The sequence below is a fragment of the Mycetocola sp. Y719 genome (genome assembly GCF_056713205.1).
Genome location: NZ_JBWYGY010000002.1, coordinates 1119310 through 1140926, shown reverse-complemented (window position 1 = coordinate 1140926; position 21617 = coordinate 1119310). Strand labels below are relative to the sequence as shown.

Genomic DNA, 21617 nt, shown 5'->3' with positions numbered 1-21617 from the left:
GCTGTCGGGCGGGACCGATGGCGCTCTGCCTCTGCACCCAGGGAGGGAAGGCGAGGAATCCTCGGCATTCCGGAATCTACCCCTGTTGAGAGGCGACCGCAACAAGAAGTCCGAAGAGCCTCACGTTCGCCTCAATCGCCGTTTGGGGTGCTGGCCGTAGAACCATCTTCGTCAGCCGCCCGACCACACGAAGAAGCTCCTCACCCCGCAAAGCGTGAGGAGCTTCTTCGTTTGTACGCCCTGACTACCCGCAACCCGCGCGCGCGCCAGGCCCGAGCTCGGCGAGTTGATCTCGCGATCTTCACCTGTCGCCGAGACTCGACGGTGCTACTCAAGACAGGGCGATCTCGTCCACCTCGATCGACACGATGACCGGGTCCGGTACCTTGTGGCCGCTCTCATCGGTGAGGTGCACCGATCGCTTCGTCGGGAACATGAAGCCGTCGAACTCTTTATGTGCCCAGCTATAGTGCGCAGAGTCCCGATTGCTCGGGCCCAAGACGTCAGGGGAGTAGTCGTGGCGTCGAATCAGGCCGCTGTCGTCGATGTAGTAGGTCTGAACCGTGGAGTGAGTGGTCAGATGCTCCGGGAACGCAACTTGCAGGCGGCGCCACGTCTCACCGTCCTCGTCCCAGGGTTCGAGCTCTGTGAATGTGAAGCCTGGCTCAGCGAAGGTGAAGGGTTCAGTCAGGTAGTTCCACATCGCGTAGCCGGCGAAGTAGACAGAGTCCAGTTGGTCCCATGGCGTTTCCAGCACGTGTCCCGCGAAGGCCGCTCGTGGGTTGACGCGTTCCTCGATGACGTCGTCCCCAGTGGTCATGACAGCGACTCGATCTGGAGTGTAACGGCTTTTTCGCCCCGCGCCCCCGAATGGACTGTGGCTCGCGAATTGGCGGTGTAGATCGATCGAGACGGTGTAGTGGTCGAGAAGGCCGGTCTGGCCTTTGATGTCCCACAGCACGCCACCGTTGGTGACCTGGGCGGTCAGTGTATTGAACGATCGCCACCGTTCGATGTCTCCATGCGCGGCGATGACGATGTCTTCTAAATTTGTCATGAATGCTCTCCTTTCTGAGCGGGCTCCGGCGCCGGGTCGATGAATCGACCCGGCGCCGGTGTGGTCGTGAGGGCTACGAGCTAGCTCGCGTTGCTCATCGCCCGACCGTCACGGATCGGGGCGAGGAACGCGGTCATCGCTGCGAGCACCTGGTCGGGTGCCTCCTCGGCGACCCAGTGTCCGGCACCGGTGATGACCACGGTCTCCACGTTCTCGGCGACGGCCTGGAGGGCTTCGCCGACGTGGTCGCCGTAGCTCCGCTCGCCGCCGATTCCCAGAAGCGGAGTGGAGAGCTTGCGAGTGGCGCGCTCGCCGTTCTGCGCCAGTGTGGCGTCGAAGGCTCGGTAGAAGCCGAGGCCGCCGCGGAGGGAGTCGGGGTTGGAGAGCATGGCGATGTAGTAGTCGGTGACCTCGCTGGGCAGGTTTCCGCCCTGGACCTCGAACTCATAGCCATAGAAGACGTCTTCGCGTCCCTCGATCAGCTTTTCCGCCAGGTCCTCGACCCGGTTGAACGAAAGGTGCCAGAGCTTGTTGTTGACAGGGGCAGGCACGAAGAACGGCGGGGCGGGGGTCGTTCCGGGAGCTCCGGGGATTTCCAGGAGTGCTGCGCGCTCGACCCGCTCGGGGTGATCCGCGAGAAGGGCGTAGCTGATCGCGAGCCCGGTGTCGTGGCCGGCGATGGCGAAACGGTCCTCACCGAGTGCGTCCATGAGTGCGACGAGGTCGTTCGCGAGGGTCGCCGTGTCGTATCCGCCCTGCGGCTTGTCTGACAGGCCCATTCCGCGCTGGTCCACAGCGATGACCCGGTAGTTCTTCGCCAGCTCAGGCATGATCAGGCGCCAGGCGTACCAGGATTCGGGCCAGCCGTGCACGAGCAGGAGGGCAGGACCCTCGCCGCCGACCACGGCGTGCAGCTTCACGTCGCCGGCCTGGATGTACCGGCTGGAGAAGGTGTCCGCAAAGCCGTCTGGCAGGTTGGGGGCTCCGGAAACGGACCCGAGGCCCTCGGCGGATGCGAACTGGGTAACAGAGGTGTTCATTTTCTTCTTTTCCTTTTAGTGTGTGGGTTCGGCGGAAGTGTCGAGCCCGATTGGACGTTCGATTTTCGAGACGTGGTAGTGACTGATCTGCCAGTTCCCGGAGACGTTCCGGAGCATGGCGGTGAGGTGAACCGGGATCATGGTTCCATCGGGTCGGTGAAAGTCGACGTCGACGTAGGCAAGCAGGTCGTCGATCGTGACCTCTCGCAGTTCGAGGACCCGGAAGGAGGCTGTGAGCCCGACCGGCTGCTTCGCGTAATAAGCGGTGACCCCAGCGCGACCCACGGAATGTGTCTCGTCGAAGCCCTGGAAAATTGCGTCCTCTGTGAAGGTGGATGCGACGTCGCCCGGACGGTGCTCGCCGATCGCGGTGGCCCATCTCTGGAGCACACCGGTCACGATCGTGGCCCGGCCGACGGCATCCGTCTGGGCGACATTCATTAGTTGCCCGCGCTCTGGCCGCCGTCGACGTGCAGGAACTCGCCGGTGACGAACGGAGCCTGCTCGAGGTACAGGACGCCGTGCACGATGTCGTCGATGGTTCCCATGCGGCCGACGGGGTGCAGTCCTGCGTAGGTGTCGAAGGTCTCGGGCGAGTGGAGCGGCGTCTTGATGATGCCGGGGGAGACCGCATTGAAGCGGATGCCGCGCGCTGCGTACTCGATTGCGAGGGACTTGGTCACCGCTGCTGTGCCACCCTTGGTGAGGGACGCGAGAGCAGAGGGCACGTTCGTGAGGGCGTGCTCGACCAGGGTGGTTGTCACGTTCACGACGTGACCGGAACCCTGCGCGGACATCTGCGCGACGGCTTTCTGGGTGATGTGGAAGAATCCGCCCAGGTTGACGCTGAGGGCGGTGTCGAAGTCCTCGATCGTGTAGTCGAGGAACGGCTTGGCGATGAAAATGCCAGCGTTGTTCACCAGCGTATCCACCCGACCGAACGAGTCAACCGCCGCGGCGACAACTGCTTCGGCGACCGACGGGTCCGAGATGTCGCCGGCAACGGTGACCAGGTCCTGGTCGTCCGATGGTGCGATGGTGCGAGAGTTGGCGACGACGGCGTAGCCGAGTCGTCGGTACCCCTCGACGAGCCCTGCACCGATGCCTTGTGAGCCTCCGGTGATGAGGGCTACCTTGCGTGATTCCATTGTTTACTTCCTTACTAGATGGTCGGTCGTCTACCGACATAGACATTTATAGCCGACCGGTCGTATAATTGCAACATGGGAAGAAAATCAGATGCTGGAGACCGGATACTCACAGCTGGCACCAAGCTTTTCGGCCAGCGCTCGTACGGCACGATTGGCGTGGCCGAGATCGCGGCGGAAGCCCAGGTGCCGAAGGGGAGCTTCTACTACTTCTTCCCGTCCAAGCAGGCTCTCGCTCTGGCGGTCATTGACAAGCACTGGGAGAATCAGCGCGCCGAATGGCTGCGCGTCCTCACTGCACCCGGCCCCGTCACGGAACGTCTTCGTGAGCTGTTCGTCCTGACGACCGAAGTGCAGCAGCAGGCCGTGAATGGCACTGGGGCCGTCGTCGGCTGCCTCTTCGGGAACCTCGCGCTCGAGGTCAGCGGCCAGGACGACCCGGTGAGGTCCCGGCTCCAGGAGATCTTCGAGGAGCAGATCGACATCGTGGAGGCTGCGCTCCGCTCAGGGGATGAGGCCGGCGAACTGACGGTGGCAACGCCGCGCGAGGCCGCGAAGTCGATCGTGGCCCAGATCGAGGGCATGGTCCTCTTCGCCAAGCTGTTCAACGATCCCGCGCAGCTGGACGCGCTCTGGCAGAACAGCATGCGACTGCTCGGTGTCGCGGACTCCCGGGCGACAGCCTGATCCACGGAACACGAACCTCATGACGTCGCTCCTCACCGACATCGGCGCCACCCTCCCCGTGCTCGCTGCGCCCATGGCAGGGGGGCCGACGACCCCCGCGATGGTCGACGCGGCGGCATCAGCGGGAAGCATCGGTCTGCTCGCCGCCGGCTACAGGACTCCCGCGGATGTCGCCGAACAGATTCGTCTCGTCCGGAGCGCCACCTCACGGTTCGGGGTGAACCTCTTCGCCCCGAACCCGATCGCTGTCGACCCGTCCGAGTACCGTGCCTATGTTCGTCGGATGCAGGTCGAGGCCGGGCGACGCGGGATGGCGATCGATGACGGCGAGCCGCGTGAAGACGACGACGCCTGGCAGGAGAAGGTCGATCTGCTCACGCAGGACCCGGTGCCGGTCGTGAGCTTCACCTTCGGCATCCCCGACCCGCGGACGATTCGAGTTCTGAAGGCCGCGGGGAGCGTGATCCTCCTGACCGTGACATCTGCCGGCGAGGCGGAAGCAGCGATCGCGGCAGGCGCGGACGCACTCGTCGTCCAGGCTTCGGCGGCCGGAGGCCACTCGGGTACCTTCACCCCGAGGGAGACCCCGCCCGAACTGCCGATCGGCGTCCTGCTGCGCCGTGTGCGGTCCGTCACCCGGCGACCGCTCATCGCAGCAGGTGGCGTCTCCACTCCCGGCAGTGTCGTGGACGCATTGACGGCAGGGGCGGATGCCGTCGCTGTCGGCACAGCGCTGTTGCTGACGCCAGAGAGCGGCGCTTCCCAGACCCACAAGGACGCGCTCGTCGACCCGCGATTCACCCACACCGTCGTCACGCGCGCCTTCACCGGTCGGCCGGCGCGGGCCCTGCGCAACGACTTCACCGAACGGCACACGGCCGCGGCGCCCTCCGGGTACCCGGCACTTCACCATCTGACGAGTCCGCTCCGGCGGGCGGCAGCTGCCGCCGGTGACCCGCAGGGGCTTCACCTCTGGGCCGGAACCGGGCACGCGAGGATTCCGACCGGTGGCACCGCTGACGTCCTTGCGTACCTCGCCTCAGGCGTCTAGGTTCAGCGTTTGTACGGCGCCGTCCCTGGGCCGACGTCGTACCGGGCGAGTGCGTCGGCATCCTGGGCGAGCCGGGAGACGCGCCTCGCGGTGTCGAGGGCATCGACCGGATCGTCCGCCGCTTCGGCGAGGGCGAGCTGGCGCTCGGCCTCGGCGAGCCGGGTCCTGGCGTCGGGGCCGACCCGCCCGCGGTTGCCGGCGATGAACGACGACGCCACATCCAGGTGACTGCGTGCGGAGAAGAGAGCGCCGCGAAGCGCCTCCCGCGCAGAGTCGAGTCGCTGCTGCCGGCTGCGGGCGCTCGACAGCGCCGCATCGAGCCGAGACTCCGCCTCGCGGAGGGCGTCCAGTCGGGCCAGTGGGTCCGGCAGGTCGGTGCGCACTGCCGCGCCGGCGAGTGCTGCGGTCACAACGGACATGGCCGACGAGATCTCGGTTGCCGCCTCAGGCACCTCGGCGGCATCCCTCAGCCGGCGTGCCTCATCGACTGCTGCGCGCGCGCGTTCCACGGTGGTGGCGAGCTCGGCGTGTGCTGCGTCCAGGCCGGCCGCAGTTCTCGACACGCTGTCGAGCGCGTGCCGCGCAGTGAGCAGCTGCTCGGCGGCGTCGTCCAGGGCCTCGGCCGCGGTCTCCCGCTCCGCAACCCTGGCCTGTGCGCGCTGGAGCGCTGCACGGGCGTGCGTGAGGGCGCCACGGGCGCGAGAGGGGGCATCCGTCACCGAAGCGATCGTGCCTGGCGCGAACTTGCCGGCGAGCCGTTCCAGGGTGGCCTCCGCCTCGGTCAGGCGTGCTTCGGTTGCGGAGACGCCCTGATCGAGTTCGCCGAGCCGGTTCGGAGCGTCTCGCTCGATCGCGCGTCTTTCGTCGAGGCCGCTGGTCTGGGTATCGATCACCTGGTTCACGGCTGTGCACAGCTCGAGGATCCGCTCGTTCCAGCGTCGACGCTGGGAGTCGCTGTCGGGCACTTCGTCTGCGAGCTGCTGGTGCAGGCGGAACGCCTCACGCAACCGATCGCGGGCGGACGTGACAGTGGCGGCAAAGTCCTTCGCTGCTGCATCTCCGAACTGGGCAGCGGCGAAGTCGACCTCCTCCTCGGCCCTGTGCACAAGGTCGTCTGCGCGCACGAGCGCGACTCCGGCCTGCTGCTCGAGGGCGGCGAGGGTGTCAGAGGTCCCTCTGCCGAGCCTCTTGCGTCGCGCGGCGGAGGCGCGGATTCCGGCGAAGACACCGAGACCGACCGTTCCGAACACGATCAGGGACGGGAGCCACCAGAGTCCGTCAGTCATGACTCGACCCTATGGCGCAGCGGTGGGAGGACGCCGAGAACGGGGCGGGCAGTCAGCCCAGGAGGAGCTTCGAGAGCTGGTCCGCCGAGTGCACGACAGCCATCGCGTGGGTCGCTTCCGCCGGGGACCCGTAGCCCCACTCGACCATGATGGTCGGGATGCCGTGGACGGCTGCGCCTTCGACGTCGTGGTGGCGGTCGCCGACGAGCACGGTGTGCGTGAGGTCGACGCCCTTCTCGGTGAGCCGCACGATGGCCTCAGCGACGACATCCGCTTTGGCGCTCCTGGTCTCGTCTTCAGAGGCGCCGCAGATCACGGTGAAGTAGTCGAGCAGGCCGAAGTGGCCGAGCACGGCGTTGATCTGCGATTCGGGCTTGCTGCTCGCGATCGCCAGAGGGATTCCACTCGCGGCGATCTTCTTTATCAGGCCGGCGATGCCCGGGTAGACCGCGGATCCGGTCCACGGGCCGTCGACGTCGGAGATGCCGCGGTAGACCGTGAGCGCGTCGAAGGCCTCGGTCGGGGACATGCCCGCACGCAGTTCGAGCGATTCGAGCATCGGAGGGCCGACCCAGTGCAGCAGCTCGTCGTCGGAGGGTACAGGAAGGTTCAGCGCGGCGAACATCTTGGCCAGTCGCGCTACGATGCCGGGGGCTGAGTCAGTGATCGTTCCGTCGAGGTCGAAGAGGATGCACGACCAGGTGCGGTTGACGATGATGGAGCCCGTGCTCGTCAGTTCAGGAGAGGAAATAGACATAGGGACTCCTATAGTAGGCAGTTTCGCGGGCAACGCGACAATTTGTCGGGAATGCCTCCGCCCCTGCATCGCCGGCGGGCGGGAGTCAGAACAGGCGACCGTCGGCGTTGTCGAGGCCTCGCATCGCGTCATAGTCGAGAACGAGGCACCGGATGCCTCGATCCTCGGCCAGCGTTCGCGCCTGCGGCTTGATCTCCTGGGCAGCGAACACGCCCCGAACTGGGGCAAGGTGCGGGTCGCGATTCATCAGCTCGAGATAGCGGGTGAGCTGCTCGACGCCGTCGATGTCTCCGCGGCGTTTCAGCTCGACGGCCACGGAGGCTCCTGCCGAATCGCGGGCGAGGATGTCCACAGGACCGATGGCGGTCATGTACTCGCGCCTGACCAGGGTGTGGCCGTCACCGAGGAGGTCGATCTGCTCGGCGAGGAGCTTCTGGAGGTGCGCCTCGACGCCGTCCTTCTGGAGACCGGGGTCGACGCCGAACTCATGGGACGAGTCCGAGTAGACCTCGTACAGCGACACGATGAGCTGGTCACCGGTCTTCGCGTGGGTGACCTTCCAGAGCTCGAGGATGCCGGCATCCGCCTGGTCATCGTCGGGTTCGGAGACACTGAGTGTGCACGGCGGGCTCATCCAGTTGAGGGGCTTGTAGCTGCCGCCGTCCGAGTGGACCAGCAGGCTGCCGTCGCTCTTGAGCATGAGCAGGCGTGTCGCGAGCGGAAGGTGCGCCGAGAGTCGCCCGGCGTAGTCCACCGAACACTTCGCAATCACCAAACGCACTCGACGAGTTTAGCTGGCGTTGGCCGGGCGGGATGCCGCGCGGCGGTTCGTCCGTCGCAGCTGTCGGTCATGCGTCCGGAATGTCTGCATGTGCGACGGATGAACGGCGGTGTTCCCTGGCCGCGGGGCTGGCGAGCCCGGAGAGCACCACGAGGATCAGCACCACGTACAGGGCGTTGAGCAGGCCGACGTAGTCGCCGAGGATGCCGATCAGGGGCGGTCCGACGAGGAAGGCCAGGTAGCCGATCATGGCGACGGCACTCACGCGGGCAGCGGCGTTCGCGCCTTCTGCGGCAGCCGACATCCCGAGCGGGAATCCGAGTGCGCTTCCCAGTCCCCAGAGCACGGCGCCGACGACGATCACGCCGAGGTTCGGGCCGAGGATGAAGACGAGGAGGCCGACGATCGCCGAGATCGCGGAGACCTGCAACACGAGCACGCGACCGAAGCGGTCGATGAGGGGCCCGCCTGCCACACGGCCGATGGTCATGGCAGAGACGAACACTCCGAACACGAGCGCCCCTGTGGCTTCGGACTGGCCGTGGCCCTCGACCGTCGCGAGCGCGAGCCAGTCGTTGGCGCTGCCCTCGGCGAAGGCCATGCCGAGCATGATCACGCCGATGAGGATGAGCCGCACGTCTGTCCAGACCGACAGGTTGGCTCGCAGCCGTGATTTCCAGTCGCTCGTGTGGGAGTGGGTGGGGGTCTCGTCACCGAGTTCGTCGCGCAGCGGCACGAACCGAACGGAGATGACGGCCGTCACCGCGATGAGTACGGCCATGGCGATGGCGTGCCACGTCACGTCGATGTCGAGAACGGATGCCGCTGCGCCGATGGCGGCGCCGATCACGGTTCCGAGGCTGAAGCACGCATGCATCAGCGGCAGGACCGTCTTGCCGAGTTCGGTCTCGGCCGCGGCGCCCTCGACGTTCATCATCACGTCGACCGTTCCGTTGCCGAACCCGAACAGGGCGAGCCCGACGAAGACGAGGACCGGTGAGAAGACGACGCCGGCGCCGATGCCGATGAGCACGAGACCGACCGAGACGAGGCTCAGGGCCAGAACCATCCCCGACCGGGCGCCCAGGCGGACGAGCAACGCAGCGGATGCCATCAGGCCGAGGATCGAGCCGACACTCATTCCGAGGATCAGGATGCCGATCGACCCGGTGGACACGTCGAGGTTGGACTTGATCTCAGGGAGCCTCGCCGCCCAGGTCGCGATGCTCAATCCGGAGAGCGTGAAGATCACGAAGATGGCGTTTCGCCAGGCGACGAGTTCGTTCCGGGGGCGGAGGGCGGGAGAAGGAGACAAAGAAGTGGAAGCCATATCGATTTCGGAGAGGTTCTGAGAAGAGTACTGGGGTCGAATCGATTCGAGTCGACTTCGCCTAAGCTAGCCGAGAGCGCAACAACTCTCAAGCGGACCCGTCGAATTCGACGCCGCGACGGTTCGATCGAAGAAGGAGCGCATGAACGGCCAGGCAGAGGCATCCGGCGAGGGCCGGCCAGGCGCGCGCCCGACGCTGGCCGCCGTGGCCGCGCGGGCCGGGGTCTCACCCTCGACCGCGTCGCTCGCGTTCAGCGGACGCGGTCCGGTCTCCGACGACACTCGGGCCAGGGTCCTCGCCGCGGCAGCCGAGTTGCAGTACGGCGGTCCGGACCCGCTCGCCCAGTCGCTTCGGCGCGGGCACAGCGGCATCATCGGTGCCCTCATCCCCGCGCGGATCGGGGTGTCCTTCCGTGACCCCGTCCTCATCCAGACCCTCGACGGCCTGGCCGAGGAGATCAGCGCCATCGGTGCCGGGCTCCTCCTGATGCCGGACCTCGGCGACGGGCAGGTCACGGTGACCACCGCCCCCGTGGATGCCGTCGTGCTGGTCGGCTGCAATGCCGACGCGCTCGGCACGCTCGACGTGCTCAAGCGACGGAACATCCCGATGGTCCAGATCGAGGGGGCGGACGACACCGGCGTCTACACGATCAGCGTGGACAACCGGGGAGGCAGCCGCATGCTCGCGCAGCACCTCCGGGACCTCGGTCATCGCCGGGTCGCGATCGTCGCACTCGGGCTCGACCGGGACCGCAGTGTCGGGCCGCTGACCGCCGCGAGCGAGGCCGCAGCGACCGTCACAACCACGATCGAGCGGATCGCCGGTGCCCGCGACGTCTACCCGGAGATCAGCGGCATGATCGCCGGCGGCAGCCGCAGCGACGCCGGCCGGGAAGCAGCGCTCGCCCTTCTCGATGTCCCCGCCGCAGACCGGCCGACCGCGATCATCGCGCAGAGCGACCTCCTCGCCGCCGGGGTTCTCGCTGCGGCGGACGAACTCGGCCTGAGCGTTCCTGAGGATCTCAGCGTCGTCGGATTCGACGGCATCCGCGTCGACGGTCTCGAGCGGTCGCTCACGACCGTCTGGCAACCCTCACAGGGCAAGGGTGCTGCCGCGGGGCGTGCCGTCGTCGAGATGCTCGCCGGTCGTACGCCTGACCCGGTCGCGTTCGACGTGAGGTTCCAGCCTGGTGACACGACCGGCCCAGTGCCGGCCTGACGTCAGGCGTCAGACGCTGCAGGTGTGCTCGCGCGCATGATCGCGAGGATCCGGCGCAAATCCATGGCCACGGTCGCCGCGGGGCTGAGTGACGACGGAGCGAATTCGCGCTGCTCGTCGAACTGCGCGAGCAGAACGTCGAGCGTCTCGTCGGCCGCTGCGACGCTCTCGGTGATGTCGTCTCCGGCAATGCGGGCGGTCAGCACAGCGGCGACCGCTTCGACGGTGTTGCTCAGCGGCTCCCGGAGTGCCTCAGGGAGCTCGGCGGGGAACGGACTGTCCCAGATCGCTGTGGCCAGGACGCCGGTGAGATCGCGGACGTGGAAGGTGATGGTCTCGAGGTCGGTGAGATCCTCGTAGTCCTTCTGGAGGTCGCGGTGGTGCAGTTTCGCCCGCGGGTTGAGCTTGCGGCTCTCGTCGGCGTGGCTGACCGCGGTGCGAACGTTCTCGGCTGTGGTGGCGAGTGCGTCGCTGCGCCCTGCCCACTCGTCATGCTCCGGCGGCCAGCTCTCGACGAGGGCGGCCGCGATGTCGCGCAGGTGGGACGCGAGTTGTGAGCGGAAATCCGCGAGCTGCACGACGGCGGCAGTGAGGTTGAGTGGCGGGAACACGAGCAGGTTCACGGCGAGCCCGACGGCGACGCCCACCGCTGTCTGCACGAGGTATCCGGTCGAGTAGTCGTCGGCGTTCGGGCCTCCGATGATCAGCACGAACAGCGCGGCGACGGCCACGTAGTCGCCGCCGGCAGTCAGCCAGCGGCTCCCGGCGATGAGCACACCGATCCCCACGACGATGGAGATGGAGAAGACATTCGGCTCCCAGAGCAGGATGACGGCTGCCGCCAGTGCGATGCCGATGGCGAGGGCGACGATCGTCTGGACGCCCTGCCTGACCGATCCCATCAGGGTCGGCGACATGCTGATGAGCGCGCCGAGCGGCGCGTAGTACGGGTAATCGTCGGCGACACCGGGCATGAGGGGCGCGACGAGCCAGGCGATCCCGACGGCGATGGCGGTCTTGATGGCGAGGAGCAGCCGCGGGTGGAGGAGCCAGGACTTCAGGCGTGTTCCTGTGCGGTGAACGTCGGGGACAGCTGGGGGCATGCCTTCATCATCACAGGGGCGCGCTGGGAGAGCTATCCGTGAGCGGCCTCAGCCGAACACATCCGTCTGCCCCAGGTGCGAGATCAGCGCGTCGAGCACGCTGTCCCAACCGTCGTGCACGTCGTCGCCTGACAGGCCGTCATATCCGCGCAGATCGAAGGTCAAGCGCGTGAGCTCACCCAGATCCCTGATCGTCACTGTGACGAGTGGGCAGTCGTCCGGGTCGTCGTCGGGGCTGCCCCAGGTGAAGACGAGCTTCTCGGGTGGAACGACCTCGCGGTACTCTCCACCCGTCGGATATCGTTCGCCGGTTGCGTCGTTGACGATCGTGCACGAATAGCGACCGCCGACGCGGGCATCGATCCGGACGTCCTCCCGAGGGGTGCTGAATCCGGCCGGATGCCACCAGTGGGCGGTCTCGTCCGGGTTCGTCCATGCCTCCCAGATCTCGATGGGCGTCGCGTCGATGTTGCGAACGAGCGTGAAGCCCTTCGTGGTGTCGATCGTCATTCTGCGTCTCTTCTCTGTTGTCGTCGTTCCCGGGTTCGTACCTTCGCGGCCGGCCACTCCCGGTCGAGCATCGCGTAGACCCCGGTGTCCTCCCAGCGGCCCTTCACGAACAGGTCCTCGACGAAGTGTGCCTCCTCGCGCATCCCGAGCCGCAGACACAGGCGAACGGATGCCGTGTTCTCGGGAGTGAGCGACGCGAAGATGCGGTGCGCCCCCATCGTCTCGAAGCCGACGGCCATCAGCGCCAGGGCGGACTCGCTCGCGTAGCCATTGCCTGTGACGTCCGGATGGAAGACCCAGCCGATCTCGAGCGTGGCGTTCTTCGCCTTCTCGATGGTGAAGTACATCTGGCCGATGACCCGGTCGTCGTCCGTGCGCTGCACGGCGAGCTGGAGGTAGTCGCCGTCCTTCTCCAGCCGCGTCCTCCCGGCATCCTGGGCGACCTTCGCGGCCACGGTGTCGCGGTCGCGCGGCTCGTAGAGGAGGTATTCGCAGACATCCGCCCGCGACTGCCAGGAGTGGATGGCGTCGACGTCGGCATCCGTTTCGAGACGGAGGATCAGCCGCTCGGTCTCGATGGGCCCACGGAACTCGAATGCGCGCATGCCTCATGCTAGCGAGCGGTCCTCAGCGCGCGAGATTGCAGTCACGCACTTAAAATCGCGAACTCCGGGTCCGTTGGGTGCGCAACTGCTATGTCGCGGGACGGAGGGCAGGCGAGCTCAGAGCAGGCCGAGTTCGAGCGCGAGCGTGACCGCGCGGGTACGGTCGCTGACGCCGAGCTTCTCGAACGCGTGGAGGAGGTGCGTCTTCACAGTCGCTTCGCTGATGAACAGCCGCTTGGCGATGACCGGGTTGCTGTCGCCGGTCGCCACCAGGCGCAGGACGTCGAGTTCACGGGCGCTGAGCTTCGGCGGTGTCACGGCGGCACCCTGGCGCATCCGGTCGACGAGTTTCGCCGCGATGGCCGGCGCAAGCACCGTCTGGCCGCCCACGACGGAGCGCACGCCGGCGACGATCTCGTCCTGAGGTGCCGCCTTGAGCAGGTATCCGCTGGCACCCGCTTCGATGGCGCCGAGGATGTGGTCGTCGGTCTCGTACGTGGTGAGGATGAGCACACGGGTCCCAGGCACAGTGGCGATGATCCGGGCCGTCGCCGCAGCGCCGTCGAGCTCCTCGCCACCTGGGACGGGCATCCGGAGATCCATCAGAACGAGATCCGGCCGGTGTTCCTGGGCCAGGGCCACCGCCTCCACGCCGTTCGCCGCCTCGGCGACCACCTCGATGCCGTCGGCGAGCGAGAGCAGGGAGGCGATGCCCGACCGGACGATGGGGTGATCGTCGGCCACGACGACGCGGATCGGCTGTTCGGTCATTCTGACGCGTCCTTTCCGAGGGGGATGTCGACGGTGAGTTCCGTTCCAGACGTGCGGACGGCATCCGCGACGGTCAGCGTGCCGCCGACGAGCCCCACCCTGTCGCGCATGCCGCTGAGGCCGAAACCGCGCTCGTCACCGGGCTGGAATCCGTCGAGACCGCGTCCGTCGTCCGTCACGCGGAGGCTCACGGCGCTGTCGCCCTGGACGACGGTGACGGATGCCGTCCGTGCCTGCGCGTGCTTCCTCACGTTGGCGAGACCCTCCTGGGCGCAGCGCAGCAGGACGACCTCGATGTCTCGAGGCAGATCGGCCAGAGTCGTCTCAGTGGTCACGGTGACGCCGGTCTCGCGGGAGAAGCGCTCGCCGAGCCGGTCGAGGGTGTCGGCGAGTGACGCGTCGCTCGCGGGCAGGCCCGCGTTGGCTGTCACGAGGGCGCGCGCTTCGCTGAGCGCGTCACGGGCCGTGGACTCGATGAGTTCGAGCGTCGAATCGGGAGCGGGTTGCTCGAGGCGGGCGCGCTGCGCGAGCATGACGACGCTTGTCAGGCTCTGCGCGATCGTGTCGTGGATCTCGCGGGCGATGCGTTCGCGTTCTGCGGTCGCCCCGGCATCCCTGCTCATCAATTCGAGCTCGCCCTGTGCCGCCTGCAGGTCGTCCAGCAGACGCTGCCGTTCTTCGCCGTACTCGGCGATGCTTGTGATCCAGAGGCCGAGAGCCAGGCTGAAGCCGAGCGAGAGACCGCCGACGAACAGGGCCTGGATCAGCCCTTCGATGCCGTCGCCCAGCCCGATGAGAAAACCTGAGGTCATCACGGCGGCCGCGCCGATGTTGGCGAGAACGGCCTGCTTCCGGCTCAGCGAAACCACCCAGATGAGCGGGAACACGATGAACTGGGTGGTCAGCATGTTGGGTTCGAACGCGGCACCCACCCCCACCACGACGGCGAGGAGCGCCTGAAAGGTGATGCTCGGCCACACCGACGTCGGTGCCGGGTCTCTGTCGGCCGCCCCGACCAGTCCGCGGCCGAGCACGAAGTAGACGATGCACAGCAGGGCCAGCGAGATCCATGCTCCCCACTGGTCGATCCCATCGGACGCGAACGCGACAACGATGCCGACGACGAGAGTCGTCGCCGTCACAGCGACATCCCACCATTTCGGATTGTTCACGGCACTACTCTCTCGTACTCGGGTCGGCCGGCCGGCCGGGTGGCGATGCGAATCTCGGGAGGAAAATCAGGGGGTCGGTCCCCCTATGGACGACGGACCACCTGATTTTCCTCCCGAGGCAGCAACGTCAGCCGTCCTTGCGGATCCAGCGGAAGGTGAGCCGGCAGAGCACCAGGCCGACCACGCACCAGATGAGGAGGTTGACGGCGACCCAGCCGAGATCCCATGTGCCGTTCTGCTCGAGTGCGGCGAAGCTCTCGGGCAGGAAGACGGAGCGCATGCCCTGGGCGAGCCACTTGAGCGGGAAGATGCTGGCGATGTTCTGAAGCCACTCAGGCAGCATCGTGAACATGAGATAGACGCCGGAGATGAACTGCAGGACGAGGACGATCGGGATCACGACGGCCGTCGCGCTCTTTCCGGACCGAGGGACCGATGACAGCGCGATGCCGAGGACGGCGCAGGTGACGATGCCCAGCAGGTAGAGCCACGCGAATGTCGCCCACTTCTCGGGCTCCGTCGGCAGCTCGATCGAGAACACGACGCGTGCCACGAACAGGAGCAGCACGACCTGGGCGAGCGAGGTGACGAACACCTGGCCCATCTTCCCGATGAAGTAGCTGATCATCGGGAGCGGGGATCCACCCAGCCGTTTGAGGGTGCCGTCGCTCTTCTCCATGGCGATGTCGGTGGCGAGGTTCTGCACCCCGGAGAGGAGGATGCCTGCTGCGACCATTCCCGGGAGGAAGTAGGCGCCCTGGCTGATGCCGCCGCTGCCGTCCGGGTTCGTGCCGACGTTGCCTGCCGTGCTGAATGCCGTGGCGAAGATCGACAGCATCACGACCGGGAAGAGGAAGGTGAAGAACACCTGGTCGCCGACCCGGAAGTACACCCGGATCTCGTAGCCGATCCGCTTCAATCCGAGACGGATGCCGCGGCCGCGCGGGAGGGCGGGAACCGGCGACGCCGGGGTCGGCCTGGTGAGGGTCTGGTCAGACATGGGCTGCTCCTGTCGATTCGGCAGGGTCTGCGACGGTGCCGGTTGCGCTCGAGGCCCCGACGAGACCGAGGTAGACGTCTTCGAGGCTGGGTCGGATGACCTCAAGGTCGCGTGGCTCGCTGTCGCCGGCTGCAACGAGCCGGGAGACGAACGCGGCGGGGGCGTGTGTGCGTTCCTCATGGATGCCGTCACCGTCACGCCAGCGGACGACCGGCACACGGGCATCCGCCCCGCCGATGGTGTCGACAGGACCGATCTCGACCAGCCGTCCGGCCGCGATCACGGCGACGCGGTCGGCCAGCTGGGCGGCCTCGTCGAGGTAGTGGGTGGTGAGGAGGATGGTGGTGCCGTCGGCCTTCAGCGAACGGATGAGTTCCCAGAAGTGGCGGCGGGCCTCGGGGTCGAAGCCTGTGGTCGGCTCGTCGAGGAAGAGCAACTGCGGGCGACCGATGACACCGAGGGCGACGTCGACACGGCGACGCTGCCCGCCGGAGAGCTTGCCGATGCGGGTCTTCGCCTTCTCGGTCAGGCCGACGGCGGCGATGACATCATCGACGTCGCGTGGGTTCTCGTAGTAGGCGGCGAATTGCTCGACCTGCTCGCGGACCGAGACGTGTGCGGCCTCGGCGCTCGACTGGAGCACGATACCCAGTTGCGCCTTCCAGGCGAGGCCGGCCTTCTGCGGGTCGACGCCGAGCACGCTCACGTCGCCGCTCGTGCGGTCGCGGTAACCCTCGAGGATCTCGATGGTGGTGGACTTGCCGGCACCGTTGGGGCCGAGCAGCGCGAAGGTCTCTCCGCGGTGGATGTCGAAGCTCACGCCGTCGACGGCGGAGAGGGCGCCGTAGCGCTTGGCGAGGTTGCGGACCCTGACGACGGGCTCAGTGGGCTCGTGGGGTCCTGGGCTTGATGGGGTCATGGTTACAGGATGGCGCGCATCCGGCGGTTGCGACAGCGGTGGTCTGGCTGATTCCCGGGTCAACCGATCGGTGGATGCCGTTGCACCGGCACGCGCGGGTCTTCCGGCTTCGCGCGGGTGGAAAATCACCCGCGCGAAGCCGATTCGCCCGCGCGAGCGTTCCGTGAGGACTACGCCGGCGACGCGGCGAGCATCGCGTCGAGTACCGGTAGCAGTTCGGGGATCGAGCGACAGCCCTGCCGTTCGACGAAGTGACCTCCTCCGGGGATGATCGTCAGCGGCGCATCGAGGCTCCTGGCAAGTGCTGCGGTCAGCGGCGGGTCCACCGTCGTGTCGTCGTCCGAGCCGAAGACGTGCCGAAAGCGTGCTCCGGCCGCGATCGCCGCGAAGTCGACCGGCTGTGCGGTGAACGGGTTCAGCTGCGGGAGATTCGGCAACGGCTGCGCGAAGCCGGCGACGAGGACCAACCCGCGCAGGGTCCACGGCCGCGGAAGAGCGTCGAGCACGCGCAGGGTGGTGATCGAACCGAGGCTGTGACCGACGAGGATGGTGTCGTCGTCGACCTGCCCGACCGCAGACCCCAGGGTGTCGAGCCAGGCGTCGAGCTGCGGATGCTTCGGATGCGGAAGCGCAGGGACCTCGACGACATCCGCTCCGTACCGCTCGACGAGCCACGGGAACCAGTGCCTGCGCGGCGCAGCGAGGTACCCGTGTGCGACGACGATCCGTGAGGGCATGAGTCGAGTGTGCCAGTCCTGCGTGCGAGGTGACGGCTCAGACGCCGACGCGCATCCAGGCGGTCGAGCGCGCCCGCCAGCCGAGGGTGGCGGCCCTCGCGGCGATGTACCCGATCGTGAACGCCGCCGTCAGCAGGGCGAGACCCGTCGTCCCCGAGGGTGCGGCGAGCAGCACCCAGACCGCAAGGGGCACGAAGAGCGCCACGTTGAGGATGCCGGTGAGCGCGAGATAACGCGCGTCGCCCGCCCCGATGAGCACACCGTCGAGCACGAAGACGAACCCCGCCAGCGGCACGCTCACCCCGAGCACGACGAGGCTCGGCGCCAGGAGCGCGGCGAGCTCGGGGTCACTCGTGAAGAGCAGCCCGGCGACACCGGACGTCGCGATGACGACGAGCCCGAGGACCACCCCTGAGCCGACGCCCCACTGCAGGCAACGGGCGAGCACGGCGCGGACGCCGACCGTGTCAGCAGCGCCCAGGCCCTTGCCGATGAGCGCCTGGGCAGCGATGGCGAGCGAATCGAGGGCGAAGGCGATGAGAGTGAACACCGTCATCACGATCTGGAACCCGGCGAGCTCCACCGTTCCGAGATCGGTCGCCACGAACACGGCCAGCAGGATGGCCGCGCGCAGGCTGAGCGTGCGCACGAACAGCCAGCCGCCGGAGATCGCGGAACCGGAGATACCAGCGCGATGCGGCCGGATCGATGCGCCCGTCCTCCGCGCGTGGGCGAGCACGACGACGATGTAGACCGCGGCCATCCCCCACTGGGCGATCACCGTCCCCAGGGCCGATCCGCCGATACCGAAGCCGAGCACGTAGATGAACACGAAATTGAGGGCGACGTTGATGCCGAAACCCGCGATGGCCACGATCAGCGGTGTGCGGGTGTCCTGCAGCCCGCGCAGCAGCCCCGTCGCCGCGAAGACGAGGAGCATGGGGGGGAGTCCGGCCATCGAGATCGAGAGATAGATGGATGCCTCGACCGCGACATCCGGGGCGGCGCCGAATGGCGCGAGCAACAGCGGAGTGGCCAGGGCGCCGACCGCCGCGAGGACGATTCCGAGGCCGAGCGCGAGCCAGAGGCCGTCGATCCCGACGGAGACGGCGCCCGGTTCGTCCCCTGCTCCGAGCCGGCGGGCGACGGCGGGAGTCGTGGCGTATGCGAGGAAGACCATGAGGCCGATGATCGTCTGGAGCACCGCTCCTGCGAGCCCGAGGCCGGCGAGCGGTGTCACGCCGAGGTGCCCGATCATGGCCGAGTCGGCCAGCAGGAACAGCGGTTCGGCGAGAAGCGCGCCGAGGGCGGGGACCGCGAGGCGCAGGATGTCGCGGTCGACTTTTCGCACGCCTTCGAGCCTAGCCCCGGCCCCTGTCACCGGTTCGGCCGTCGCGAGGGTTGCCGCCGCACCGGAGCCACGGCTAACGTCTCCCCATGATCGGTGAACTCCGCAGCGTCGTCCTCGACTGCCCTGACCCTGACCGCCTTGCAACGTTCTACGGCGAACTCCTCGGAATGGAGCGGATCATCGACAGGGACGACTGGGTCGCGCTCAGGAAGCCGGATCGAGGTCCTCGGGTCTCGTTCCAGCGAGTCGATCCGTACACCCCGCCGCAGTGGCCAGGCCAGCTGGTGCCACAGCAGCTGCACATCGACGTCACCGTCGACGACCTCGACGAGGGAGAGGCCCAGGTGCTCTCCCTCGGTGCAACGGATGCCGGATACCGCGAAGACGACTTCCGGGTTTACCTCGACCCAGCCGGGCATCCGTTCTGTTTGTGTGTCGACGACTGACCGACGCTGCCGCGACACGCGAGGGAACCCCTTAACAACATCCGGTGCGAGGCGTAATGTCCGCAGCATGAGCACTGTCATTTCGGCGCATGACCTGCGAAAGCACTACGGTCACACGCGGGCTCTCGACGGCCTCGACCTCTCCGTGGCCTCGGGAGAGATCCATGGCTTCCTCGGTCCGAACGGCGCAGGCAAGTCGACCACGATCCGGATCCTCCTCGGCCTGGCCAGGGCGACGTCCGGCAGTGTGTCCGTCTTCGACAGGAACCCCTGGACGGATGCCGTTGCGCTCCACCGCCGGATGGCATACGTCCCCGGCGGTGTCGCCCTCTGGCCGACGCTCACAGGTGGCGAAGCCATCGACCTGCTCAGCAGGCTGAGGGGCATCGACGATCCTGTGCAGTACGCCGCCCGTCGTGCCCACCTCATCGAGGTCTTCCAGTTCGACCCGAGCCGAAAGGGCCACACCTACTCGACGGGGAACCGCCAGAAGGTCGCGCTCATCGCCGCATTCGCCACCCCGGCCAGCCTGTACCTGCTCGATGAGCCCACCGCCGGCCTCGACCCGCTGATGGAGGCGGTGTTCCGCCGTGAGCTCGGCGCCCTGGTCGCCGAGGGCGCCACGGTGCTCCTGTCGAGCCACATCCTCAGCGAGGTGGAGCAGCTCTGTGACCGGGTGAGCATCATCCGCTCAGGCCGCATCGTCGAAACCGGGACCCTCGCCGAACTCCGGCACCTCACGCGCACCGAAGTCGCCTTCGCGGTCGACGGCCTCAGCGAGACCGACCTGCAGGGGATCCCCGGCAGCCACGACCTCGTGATCGACGGCGCCCGCGCGAAATTCACGGCAGACAGCGACGAACTCGTGGACGTTCTTCCGACCCTCGCCGCTCTCCGGGTCCGAGGACTGACCGTGACGCCGCCATCGCTCGAGGAACTGTTCCTGCGCCACTACGGCGACCTGACGGCGGACGTCGCGCGCAAGACCAGGAGAGCGGCCCGCCACACCCGGGCCGGCCGATGAGCACCCTGGGAACGCTGGTCCGGCACCGGATGCGGCGTGACCGAATCCAGATCCCGGTCTGGCTGGCGTCGGTCTCGGCTCTCGTCCTCTTTTCGGCGCTCGCCCTGCAAGACACCTTCGGCAGTCTCGAGGAGCGCACCCTTCTCGTCCGGCTGGCCGCCGCCAACCCGAGCATCATGTTCATCCGCGGTGTCCCGCAGGGTACAGACGCTGACGCCGTGCTCATCTTCACCATCCTCGCGTTCATCGGCGTTCTGGTCGGTCTGATGAATACCTTCCTGGCGGTCAGGCACCTCCGTGCTGAGGAGGAGAGCAGACGCGCGGAACTCGTGGCCGCGACGCCAGCAGCCCGCTCATTCCCTCCTCTGGCAACGCTCGTCTACGGACTCCTCGTCAACCTGACGCTCGCGGTGGCGGTCGCCGGATGCCTCCTGATCGCCGGCCAGGAACTCGCCGGCTCGATCGTGACCGGCCTGTCCCTCTGCGGCGTCGGCATCGTGTTCCTCACGGTCGGCGGTGTGGCATCCGAACTCATGCCGAGCGCACGGGCCGCGAACGGAGTGGCCGTCGGCGCGGTGCTGCTTGCCTACCTGCTGCGCGGGATCGCGGATGCCTTCGGCACGGTGTCGGCGGACGGCCTGTATGTCGAGAGTGGCTGGCTCAGCTGGCTCTCCCCGATCGGCTGGGCCCAGCAGACGCACCCATTCACCGAGAACAACCTTGCGCCCCTGCTTCTGCACGTCGCCCTCGCCGCCGTGCTCGTGGGGTCCGCTCTCCTCATCATGGCGCGCAGGGACACGGGAGACAGCGTCCTGGCGAGCAGCGGAGGTCGCGCGACAGCGAGCCGAGCGCTCTCCGGCCCCTTCGGCCTGGCCTGGCGGCTGCAGTGGCCCTCGATCATCGCCTGGTGCGCCGGCGGAGCGGCCTTCGGCATCTTCGGAGGATCACTCGGAACGGCGATCGCCAGCTCCGACCTCGGGGACAGTCCGATCGCCGATCAGCTCGCCCGGCTCTCGCGGGGCGGTGACACCCTGACCGAGGCGTTCATCTCGGTCATCTTCACGATCGTCGGAATCGTTGCTGCAGGAAGTGCCATCCAGGCCGTCGTCCGGCTGCGCCAGGAGGAGTCGCTCGTCGGCGGACAGCTCGTCCTCGCCACTCCGATCTCCCGGTTCCGCTGGGCGGGCGGGTACGTGACGGTGGGGGCGATCGCCATCCTGCTCGTCCTTACCGCGGGCGCCGTGGCATCCGTTCTCGCAGCCCTCGCGGTCGGGGCGCCGGAGGAGAGCATCGAGGACTCGGTTCTCGCCGCGCTCGCTCAGCTTCCTGCGGCGCTGCTGTTTCTCTGCGCCGTGTCGCTCGTGTGGTCGCTCATCCCTCGGCTCACCTCAGGGATCGGCTGGGGTCTGCTCGCGCTCGCCGTGTTCCTCGGCGTCTTCGGCAGCCTGGTCGGGCTGCCGGAGTGGACGGCGGAGCTCTCGCCGTTCAGCCACACCCCCGTGCCGTCCGGCGAAGACACCGACTGGAGTGGAGGCATCGTGATGCTTGGCCTGCCGCTGGTCGCGGGCGCCGCGGCGCTGCTCCTCTTCCGGCGCCGGGACGTTGCCGTGGGCTGACGGG

23 protein-coding genes are annotated in these 21617 nt (G+C 67.5%); 6 read left to right on the top strand and 17 right to left on the bottom strand.

Annotation, left to right across the window (positions count from 1 at the left end):
- Positions 1-331: 331 nt before the first annotated feature.
- The 4 genes from AC1M0F_RS11730 to AC1M0F_RS11715 form a co-directional block, all read right to left on the bottom strand.
- On the bottom strand, positions 332-1057 hold the full coding sequence (locus tag AC1M0F_RS11730; RefSeq protein WP_480238404.1) for a hypothetical protein: 726 nt from the start codon (positions 1055-1057) through the stop codon (positions 332-334).
- A gap of 80 nt (positions 1058-1137) precedes the next feature.
- Complete coding sequence (locus tag AC1M0F_RS11725; protein WP_480238403.1) at positions 1138-2097, bottom strand: alpha/beta fold hydrolase; 960 nt, start codon at positions 2095-2097, stop codon at positions 1138-1140.
- A gap of 15 nt (positions 2098-2112) precedes the next feature.
- Entirely contained in the window at positions 2113-2538 is a 426-nt protein-coding gene (locus AC1M0F_RS11720; RefSeq protein ID WP_480238402.1) for a YybH family protein, read from the bottom strand.
- Complete coding sequence (locus AC1M0F_RS11715; RefSeq protein WP_480238401.1) at positions 2538-3245, bottom strand: SDR family NAD(P)-dependent oxidoreductase; 708 nt, start codon at positions 3243-3245, stop codon at positions 2538-2540. Before AC1M0F_RS11715 ends, AC1M0F_RS11720 begins: the two co-directional genes overlap by 1 nt.
- Positions 3246-3320: 75 nt before the next feature.
- Here AC1M0F_RS11715 and AC1M0F_RS11710 point away from each other — a divergent pair, with 75 nt between their 5' ends.
- Positions 3321-3932 carry a TetR/AcrR family transcriptional regulator gene (locus tag AC1M0F_RS11710; RefSeq protein WP_480238400.1) on the top strand — a complete coding sequence of 204 codons (612 nt, stop codon included), beginning with the start codon at positions 3321-3323 and terminating at the stop codon, positions 3930-3932.
- Complete coding sequence (locus AC1M0F_RS11705) at positions 3904-4983, top strand: nitronate monooxygenase (protein WP_480238399.1); 1080 nt, start codon at positions 3904-3906, stop codon at positions 4981-4983. Before AC1M0F_RS11710 ends, AC1M0F_RS11705 begins: the two co-directional genes overlap by 29 nt.
- A 2-nt stretch (positions 4984-4985) precedes the next feature.
- Here AC1M0F_RS11705 and AC1M0F_RS11700 read toward each other — a convergent pair whose 3' ends face one another.
- From AC1M0F_RS11700 to AC1M0F_RS11685, 4 genes are all read right to left on the bottom strand, one after another.
- On the bottom strand, positions 4986-6269 hold the full coding sequence (locus tag AC1M0F_RS11700; protein ID WP_480238398.1) for a coiled-coil domain-containing protein: 1284 nt from the start codon (positions 6267-6269) through the stop codon (positions 4986-4988).
- A 52-nt stretch (positions 6270-6321) separates the two neighbouring features.
- The gene (locus AC1M0F_RS11695) at positions 6322-7026 is read right to left on the bottom strand and encodes an HAD hydrolase-like protein (protein WP_480238397.1); all 705 of its coding nucleotides are present in this window, start codon (positions 7024-7026) and stop codon (positions 6322-6324) included.
- 85 nt (positions 7027-7111) lie between these two features.
- Complete coding sequence (gene nucS / locus AC1M0F_RS11690) at positions 7112-7807, bottom strand: endonuclease NucS (protein WP_480238396.1); 696 nt, start codon at positions 7805-7807, stop codon at positions 7112-7114.
- Positions 7808-7874: 67 nt separating this feature from the next.
- Positions 7875-9137, bottom strand: a complete 1263-nt coding sequence (locus tag AC1M0F_RS11685; protein WP_480238395.1) for an MFS transporter — start codon at positions 9135-9137, stop codon at positions 7875-7877.
- A gap of 142 nt (positions 9138-9279) precedes the next feature.
- Between AC1M0F_RS11685 and AC1M0F_RS11680 the strand changes: the two genes are divergently transcribed.
- Entirely contained in the window at positions 9280-10359 is a 1080-nt protein-coding gene (locus AC1M0F_RS11680) for a LacI family DNA-binding transcriptional regulator (protein ID WP_480238394.1), read from the top strand.
- A gap of 2 nt (positions 10360-10361) precedes the next feature.
- Here the strand turns inward: AC1M0F_RS11680 and AC1M0F_RS11675 are convergent, their stop codons facing one another.
- The 9 genes from AC1M0F_RS11675 to AC1M0F_RS11635 all read right to left on the bottom strand — a co-directional run bounded on the left by AC1M0F_RS11675 (position 10362) and on the right by AC1M0F_RS11635 (position 18527).
- On the bottom strand, positions 10362-11462 hold the full coding sequence (locus AC1M0F_RS11675) for an FUSC family protein (RefSeq protein WP_480238393.1): 1101 nt from the start codon (positions 11460-11462) through the stop codon (positions 10362-10364).
- Positions 11463-11510: 48 nt separating this feature from the next.
- Positions 11511-11972: an SRPBCC family protein gene (locus tag AC1M0F_RS11670; protein ID WP_480238392.1), complete on the bottom strand. Its 462-nt coding sequence runs from the start codon at positions 11970-11972 to the stop codon at positions 11511-11513.
- Positions 11969-12577: a GNAT family N-acetyltransferase gene (locus AC1M0F_RS11665; protein WP_480238391.1), complete on the bottom strand. Its 609-nt coding sequence runs from the start codon at positions 12575-12577 to the stop codon at positions 11969-11971. The genes AC1M0F_RS11670 and AC1M0F_RS11665 overlap by 4 nt, the downstream gene beginning before the upstream one ends.
- A 117-nt stretch (positions 12578-12694) precedes the next feature.
- Positions 12695-13348 (bottom strand): response regulator, encoded by a 654-nt coding sequence (locus tag AC1M0F_RS11660; protein WP_480238390.1) that lies wholly within the window; start codon positions 13346-13348, stop codon positions 12695-12697.
- Positions 13345-14520, bottom strand: coding sequence for a sensor histidine kinase (locus tag AC1M0F_RS11655; RefSeq protein ID WP_480238389.1), 1176 nt, complete (start codon positions 14518-14520; stop codon positions 13345-13347). Before AC1M0F_RS11655 ends, AC1M0F_RS11660 begins: the two co-directional genes overlap by 4 nt.
- Before the next feature lie 127 nt (positions 14521-14647).
- Positions 14648-15520 carry an ABC transporter permease gene (locus AC1M0F_RS11650; protein ID WP_480238388.1) on the bottom strand — a complete coding sequence of 291 codons (873 nt, stop codon included), beginning with the start codon at positions 15518-15520 and terminating at the stop codon, positions 14648-14650.
- On the bottom strand, positions 15513-16439 hold the full coding sequence (locus AC1M0F_RS11645; RefSeq protein WP_480238387.1) for an ABC transporter ATP-binding protein: 927 nt from the start codon (positions 16437-16439) through the stop codon (positions 15513-15515). Before AC1M0F_RS11645 ends, AC1M0F_RS11650 begins: the two co-directional genes overlap by 8 nt.
- A gap of 170 nt (positions 16440-16609) precedes the next feature.
- Positions 16610-17176 (bottom strand): RBBP9/YdeN family alpha/beta hydrolase, encoded by a 567-nt coding sequence (locus AC1M0F_RS11640; RefSeq protein WP_480238386.1) that lies wholly within the window; start codon positions 17174-17176, stop codon positions 16610-16612.
- 37 nt (positions 17177-17213) lie between these two features.
- On the bottom strand, positions 17214-18527 hold the full coding sequence (locus tag AC1M0F_RS11635; protein WP_480238385.1) for an MATE family efflux transporter: 1314 nt from the start codon (positions 18525-18527) through the stop codon (positions 17214-17216).
- 86 nt (positions 18528-18613) lie between these two features.
- Here AC1M0F_RS11635 and AC1M0F_RS11630 point away from each other — a divergent pair, with 86 nt between their 5' ends.
- The 3 genes from AC1M0F_RS11630 to AC1M0F_RS11620 all read left to right on the top strand — a co-directional run bounded on the left by AC1M0F_RS11630 (position 18614) and on the right by AC1M0F_RS11620 (position 21613).
- The gene (locus tag AC1M0F_RS11630; protein ID WP_480238384.1) at positions 18614-18973 is read left to right on the top strand and encodes a VOC family protein; all 360 of its coding nucleotides are present in this window, start codon (positions 18614-18616) and stop codon (positions 18971-18973) included.
- Positions 18974-19040: 67 nt separating this feature from the next.
- Positions 19041-19997, top strand: coding sequence for an ABC transporter ATP-binding protein (locus tag AC1M0F_RS11625; protein WP_480238383.1), 957 nt, complete (start codon positions 19041-19043; stop codon positions 19995-19997).
- Complete coding sequence (locus tag AC1M0F_RS11620; protein ID WP_480238382.1) at positions 19994-21613, top strand: ABC transporter permease; 1620 nt, start codon at positions 19994-19996, stop codon at positions 21611-21613. The genes AC1M0F_RS11625 and AC1M0F_RS11620 overlap by 4 nt, the downstream gene beginning before the upstream one ends.
- Positions 21614-21617 lie beyond the last annotated feature (4 nt).

Bases quoted from the DNA above. Each gene is read 5' to 3' on its own strand.
- AC1M0F_RS11645 (WP_480238387.1), bottom strand. From the start codon at position 16,439: ATGACCCCATCAAGCCCAGGACCCCACGAGCCCACTGAGCCCGTCGTC.
- AC1M0F_RS11685 (WP_480238395.1), bottom strand. From the start codon at position 9,137: ATGGCTTCCACTTCTTTGTCTCCTTCTCCCGCCCTCCGCCCCCGGAAC.
- AC1M0F_RS11665 (WP_480238391.1), bottom strand. From the start codon at position 12,577: ATGCGCGCATTCGAGTTCCGTGGGCCCATCGAGACCGAGCGGCTGATC.
- AC1M0F_RS11620 (WP_480238382.1), top strand. From the start codon at position 19,994: ATGAGCACCCTGGGAACGCTGGTCCGGCACCGGATGCGGCGTGACCGA.
- AC1M0F_RS11650 (WP_480238388.1), bottom strand. From the start codon at position 15,520: ATGTCTGACCAGACCCTCACCAGGCCGACCCCGGCGTCGCCGGTTCCC.
- AC1M0F_RS11675 (WP_480238393.1), bottom strand. From the start codon at position 11,462: ATGCCCCCAGCTGTCCCCGACGTTCACCGCACAGGAACACGCCTGAAG.
- AC1M0F_RS11730 (WP_480238404.1), bottom strand. From the start codon at position 1,057: ATGACAAATTTAGAAGACATCGTCATCGCCGCGCATGGAGACATCGAA.
- AC1M0F_RS11625 (WP_480238383.1), top strand. From the start codon at position 19,041: ATGAGCACTGTCATTTCGGCGCATGACCTGCGAAAGCACTACGGTCAC.
- AC1M0F_RS11630 (WP_480238384.1), top strand. From the start codon at position 18,614: ATGATCGGTGAACTCCGCAGCGTCGTCCTCGACTGCCCTGACCCTGAC.
- AC1M0F_RS11640 (WP_480238386.1), bottom strand. From the start codon at position 17,176: ATGCCCTCACGGATCGTCGTCGCACACGGGTACCTCGCTGCGCCGCGC.
- AC1M0F_RS11660 (WP_480238390.1), bottom strand. From the start codon at position 13,348: ATGACCGAACAGCCGATCCGCGTCGTCGTGGCCGACGATCACCCCATC.
- AC1M0F_RS11670 (WP_480238392.1), bottom strand. From the start codon at position 11,972: ATGACGATCGACACCACGAAGGGCTTCACGCTCGTTCGCAACATCGAC.
- AC1M0F_RS11720 (WP_480238402.1), bottom strand. From the start codon at position 2,538: ATGAATGTCGCCCAGACGGATGCCGTCGGCCGGGCCACGATCGTGACC.
- AC1M0F_RS11715 (WP_480238401.1), bottom strand. From the start codon at position 3,245: ATGGAATCACGCAAGGTAGCCCTCATCACCGGAGGCTCACAAGGCATC.
- AC1M0F_RS11695 (WP_480238397.1), bottom strand. From the start codon at position 7,026: ATGTCTATTTCCTCTCCTGAACTGACGAGCACGGGCTCCATCATCGTC.
- AC1M0F_RS11710 (WP_480238400.1), top strand. From the start codon at position 3,321: ATGGGAAGAAAATCAGATGCTGGAGACCGGATACTCACAGCTGGCACC.
- AC1M0F_RS11700 (WP_480238398.1), bottom strand. From the start codon at position 6,269: ATGACTGACGGACTCTGGTGGCTCCCGTCCCTGATCGTGTTCGGAACG.
- AC1M0F_RS11725 (WP_480238403.1), bottom strand. From the start codon at position 2,097: ATGAACACCTCTGTTACCCAGTTCGCATCCGCCGAGGGCCTCGGGTCC.
- AC1M0F_RS11680 (WP_480238394.1), top strand. From the start codon at position 9,280: ATGAACGGCCAGGCAGAGGCATCCGGCGAGGGCCGGCCAGGCGCGCGC.